Source organism: Clavibacter sp. MX14-G9D (assembly GCF_032917815.1).
In the GTDB taxonomy this organism is placed as follows: domain Bacteria; phylum Actinomycetota; class Actinomycetes; order Actinomycetales; family Microbacteriaceae; genus Clavibacter; species Clavibacter michiganensis_K.
On the sequence record NZ_JAVCVL010000199.1, the window covers coordinates 1 to 4,802 of the forward strand.

Genomic DNA, 4,802 nt, shown 5'->3' on the forward strand with positions numbered 1-4,802 from the left:
GGCGGGCGAGGCCGGAGCGGCGGCCGCGTCGCCGGGTCGTCGGCCTGTCAGTCCGCGCGGCGGGCGGCGGCGCTGGAGTCGCGCACGACGAGCTCGGCGGGGATGCGGCTGGACCGCGGCGTCTCGCGCCCCTCGATCGCCGCGATGAGCACGTCGACCACGAGCGCGCCGAGCGCGGGGAAGTCCTGCCGCACGGTGGTGAGCGGCGGGAGGAAGTGCCGCGAGACGGGGAGGTCGTCGAAGCCGACGACGCTCAGGTCCTCCGGCACGCGGATCCCGCGGTCGTGCAGCCCGTGGATCACGCCGAGCGCCATCTCGTCGTTGGCCACGAACACGGCCGTGTACTCGGGGACCGTCGTGAGGCCCCGCGCGAAGTCGTAGCCGAAGTCGCTCGACCAGTCGCCGATGACGATGGGCCGCTCGCGCATGCCCCACGCCCGGGTGCGCGTGTGGAAGGCGCGCTCGCGGGCGCGCGCGTCGAGCCAGTCGAGCGGGCCGGAGAGGTGGAGCACGTCGCGGTGGCCGAGGCTCGCGAGGTGGTCGACCGCGAGCCGGGTGCCCGCGGACTGGTCCACCGACACGGTGAGGAACGCCGGGTCCTTCTCGGCCTTCACGACGAGCGTCGGCAGCCCCGTCGTGATGGTGCGGAGCACGGCCACCGACGACGACCGCGGCGCGACGACGCAGAGCGCGTCGATGCCCTGCCCGGTGAGGTGGCGCACCGCCTCCTCCGGCGTCGCGTCCTCGTCGTCGCGCAGCGCGAACGACGCGACCGAGTAGCCGCAGTCGCGCGCCGACCGCTCGATGGCGCGGAGGATGCTCGACGGCCCGAACTCCACGGCGCTCTCGATCAGCACGCCGATCCGCAGGGCCCGCTGGGTCACGAGCTCGCGAGCGGCGCTGTTGGGCCGGAAGTCGAGCTCGGCGACGACCTCGAGGACGCGCTGGCGCGTCGACTCCTTCACCTGCGGGTGCCCGTTGAGCACGCGCGACACGGTCATGTGGGAGACGCCGGCTCGTTCCGCGACCTCGCGGAGCCCGAGCCGCTCGCCGCCGCTCCTGACGCTCACCCGCACTCCATCCGGCATCCTCCGAGGCGGCGACGGACGTCGCGCCCGCCGGGTCGCGGGCTGGTCGGATCTCCCATGCTGGGCACACCCTACCGGGGGCCCTCCCGGCTCCACCCGTGCCCGCGGCGCTCCCTGGCAAGCGGCCGACCGCCGGTTCCCACTGCTCGGAGGCGGGAGCAGGGTCGAGGGAGCGGCCATTCCGCCGCCCGAAGAAACAGGAGCTCCCATGTACTTCCACGCACAGACATGGATCAACGAGATCGCCGACGGCGAGCCCGACCCCGCCGCCGCCAACGCGCTGCAGGAGGGCCTCGGCGGCCAGTTCGGCGAGATGCGCACGATGATGCAGTACCTCTTCCAGGCCATGAACTTCCGCGGGGCGTCGGCGAAGCCGTACCGCGACCTGATCCAGGGCATCGGCACCGAGGAGATCAGCCACGTCGAGCTGATCGGCACCACCATCTCGCGCCTCCTCGACGGCGCGCCCGAGTACAGCGGCAAGCTCACCGACCCGCTCGACACCCCCGGCAAGGGCGGCGCGACGCCGCTGAGCATCGCGCTCGACCACGGCAACATCCACCACCACCTCGTGGGCGCCCAGGGCGCGCTGCCCGTCGACTCCGCGGGCAACCCGTGGAGCGGCAGCTACGTCTACAACTCCGGCAACCTGCCGCTCGACCTGCTCTACAACGTCATGCTCGAGTCGACCGGCCGCCTGCAGAAGTGCCGCATCTACGAGATGACCGACAACCCCGTGGCGCGTGCCACCGTCGCGTACCTCATCGTGCGCGACCAGGCGCACGAGAACGCGTACGCGAAGGCGCTCGAGACGCTCGGCGTCGACTGGGGCAAGCTCCTGCCGATCCCGAAGACGAACGCCGAGCAGTTCCCCGAGGTCAAGAAGCTGGTGGACCTGGGCCTCCAGAGCAAGCAGTACAGCTTCGACCTCGACGGCAAGAGCGAGGCCGGCCGCATCTTCCAGGGCGCATCGCCCTCGAACGACGGCACCGACCTCACCGCCACCGAGCAGGCGCCCGAGGGCTTCCCCTCGACCATCGCGCCCGAGCGCCTCGAGGAGTTCGCGCCGGGTCTCGACGCGGACCTCATGGCGCTGATCCAGGAGACGGCCGAGCGCGAGCTCGCCGACATCGAGGCGTTCTACGGACCCGCGAAGGGCTGATCCGCCTCAACCGCTCCACGCCGCGGCGCCGTCTCCCTCGGGAGGCGGCGCCGTCGTCGTCCGCGGCGGCCGACGTCAGCCGCGCCGGGCCGCGCGCTCCGCGGCGAGGTGCCCCGCGAGCACGGCGGCACCCGCGAGCAGCAGGCCGACGAGCGTCGAGATCCCGGAGGCGGGGCCGCTGCCGGTCGCGACCAGGCCGCCGACCGTGACGAGCAGCGAGACCACGGCGAGCGGCGTCACCACGCGGGATCCGGCGCGGCGGGCGGCGTCCTCGCGGGACGCGGGGGCGTCGTCGACGGCGCGGTAGCCGAGGCGGCGGATCCACGGGGCGTCGAACCGCTGCGCGTGCGGCACGAGGAGCGCCAGCACGGCGGTCACCACCGCGATGATCCCGAGCATCGTCCACACGCCCATGCGCGTCCGCCTTCCCTCGCCTCCCCTCGACGCTACCGGCACGCCATCCGCCAGGGGCATGCCCGTGCTCCCTCCGAGGGACGCCCGCCTGCGCAGCCGTTCGTACGGTGGGGGGATGACGACGCGTGCGACGACGATCACGACGGCGCGGCGGCGCGCGACCTCGGCGATCGCGGCGGTCGCGCTCGTCGTCGCGGTGCTGAGCGGGTGCTCGTGGCTGTCGCCGCCACCGCCCGAGGCGGCGGTCGCCAGCGTGGAGGCCCTGCGGACGCGGCTCGTCGCGGTGGACGGGGTCGCGGAGGTCGCGACGTCGCTGTACTCGCCCGACCTCCTCCGATCGGGCCGGTGGGTCGCCTCCGTCGACGTCACCGCCGAGACCCCCGACCTCGCCCTGGCCGCCGCCGTGCGGGGCGCCCTCGGCGACGGCGTGACCGCGGCCCAGCTCGACCTCTCGCTCGAGGTCCCGGAGGGCTCCGGGAGCGCGGGCGTGACGCTCGACCCGCAGGTCGCCGACGACGTCGACCTCGCCGACGCGTGGCGCCGGATCCCGGACGCCGCATCCGTGCACCTCGCCAGCGGCGGCCGCTGGGTCGTCCTCCGCGAGGGCGCGACGGTCGCGGAGGCGGCGGACCGCTTCCGTCCGATCCTCGGCGACGGCCTCGTGGTGCTCCAGGACGAGATCGTCTCGGTCGGCGTGACCGCCACCGCACCGGGACCCGGACTCCTCTCCGCGATCGACGCGCTCGCGGCCCGGGCGGGCGTGACCGGCGTGTACTCCACGCCCGGACCGGACATGGGCCGGGCCGCGGTCACCGTCGAGACGGACGACGTCGAGCCGGTCGCGGCCGTCCTCGCCGCGACGGTCGACGAGGCCGCGGACGCGGGCAGCGCCCCGCGGACGGCCTTCACGGTGCGGACCGCGTACGCGTCGGACTGGACGTCCGACGACGAACGGGAGGTCACGGGCTGGGTCGGCCTCCCCCTCGGCGCGCCCGAGCCCGCCGACCTGCCGCAGCCGGTCGAGCCGGAGGCGCCGGCCGATCCGCCGGTGCCGGAGGCCCCGCCCGTCCTCGTCGACGTGGCCGCCCAGGAGGCCGGGGTGCGCGCCTTCCTCGAGTCCGCGGTCGCCATATCCGGCGTGCCGGCCGAGGCGACCGCGGAGGCCACGACGTGCGCGGACGGCTCCGCGGCGACGCAGGCGACGGGCCGCGTGCTCATCCCGGTGTTCACCGTCATGGACGACGCCCAGGCCCCCTTCGACGCGATCACCGGCGCGTGGGCCGACGCGGGCTTCGTGCCGAGCGGCCGCGCCATGGGCCGCGACTTCTGGTCCGCCGGCGACGGCCGGGCCGATGGCGTGGCGACCGCCAGCATCCGCGGCACCGCCGAGGGCCTCAGCATCTCCGCCGAGTCGGTGTGCGTGCGCTGACGACGCTCCGTTGCCCCCGTCGTCGGCCGGGGGCAGGATCGCGGTGACGAAGGGATGCCCATGCCGCAGTACGTCGTCCTCATCCACAGCGACCCGGAGGCGGCGGACCGCCGACCGACGAGGAGCGCGCCGCCCACGACCGCCATGCGGAGGAGCTGGCCGGATCCGGGTCCCTCGCGATCGCCTACGCGCTGGGTCCGCCTGGCGAGGCGGTCGCCATCCGGGGCGGCGCCGCCTCGGCCGGGCCGCTGCGGTCGTCGGGCGCGCAGGTCGTCGGCTTCTGCGTGATCGACGCGCCCGACCTCGACGCCGCCGTCGCGATCGCGCACGGGAATCCGGCGGCGCGCGCCGGTGCCGGCGTCGAGGTGCGCCCCGTGGAGGGCGGCGGCGTCCTCCGCGGCTGACGGGCCGGGAGCCCTCGCGTCAGTCCGACCGCAGCCCCCGCACGGCGACGCGCACCCCGCTCCGCGGGAGCGCCGGGAACCGCCGCAGCGAGATGCGGAGGTCCTGCGGCGGGAGCGTCATCTCGGTCGCGCGCGTGGCGAGGCGCACGGCCTGCTCGACGAGCGCGATCGTGATGTCCTCGCCCGGGCAGCGGTGGCCCGTCGCCGCGTCGCCGCCGCCCTGGGGGATCAGGGTGTTCGGGTCGCCGTCCCAGTCGCGGAAGCGCGTGGGGTCGAAGGACTCCGGATCCCGCCAGAGGCGGGGG

At 75.3% G+C, this 4,802-nt stretch carries 5 protein-coding genes and 1 pseudogene; 3 read left to right on the forward strand and 3 right to left on the reverse strand.

Annotated features, from left to right (window positions below; all coding sequences use genetic code 11):
• Window positions 1-47 precede the first annotated feature (47 nt).
• The gene (locus Q6969_RS12920; RefSeq protein ID WP_317230797.1) at window positions 48-1,070 is read right to left on the reverse strand and encodes a LacI family DNA-binding transcriptional regulator; all 1,023 of its coding nucleotides are present in this window, start codon (window positions 1,068-1,070) and stop codon (window positions 48-50) included.
• A 226-nt stretch (window positions 1,071-1,296) separates the two neighbouring features.
• Here Q6969_RS12920 and Q6969_RS12925 point away from each other — a divergent pair, with 226 nt between their 5' ends.
• The gene (locus tag Q6969_RS12925; protein ID WP_317230798.1) at window positions 1,297-2,250 is read left to right on the forward strand and encodes a manganese catalase family protein; all 954 of its coding nucleotides are present in this window, start codon (window positions 1,297-1,299) and stop codon (window positions 2,248-2,250) included.
• A 75-nt stretch (window positions 2,251-2,325) separates the two neighbouring features.
• Here the strand turns inward: Q6969_RS12925 and Q6969_RS12930 are convergent, their stop codons facing one another.
• A complete protein-coding gene (locus Q6969_RS12930) occupies window positions 2,326-2,664 on the reverse strand; it encodes a hypothetical protein (protein WP_317230799.1) in 339 nt (112 codons plus the stop codon).
• A gap of 115 nt (window positions 2,665-2,779) precedes the next feature.
• Between Q6969_RS12930 and Q6969_RS12935 the strand changes: the two genes are divergently transcribed.
• Both Q6969_RS12935 and Q6969_RS12940 read left to right on the forward strand, forming a co-directional pair.
• On the forward strand, window positions 2,780-4,093 hold the full coding sequence (locus Q6969_RS12935; RefSeq protein ID WP_317230800.1) for a hypothetical protein: 1,314 nt from the start codon (window positions 2,780-2,782) through the stop codon (window positions 4,091-4,093).
• Window positions 4,094-4,248: 155 nt separating this feature from the next.
• Window positions 4,249-4,497: a YciI family protein gene (locus Q6969_RS12940; protein WP_317230801.1), complete on the forward strand. Its 249-nt coding sequence runs from the start codon at window positions 4,249-4,251 to the stop codon at window positions 4,495-4,497.
• Between the two features lie 19 nt (window positions 4,498-4,516).
• On the opposite strand, the pseudogene Q6969_RS12945 reads toward Q6969_RS12940, so the two are convergent.
• Window positions 4,517-4,802, reverse strand: a pseudogene (locus Q6969_RS12945) (cytochrome P450); the annotation flags it as partial.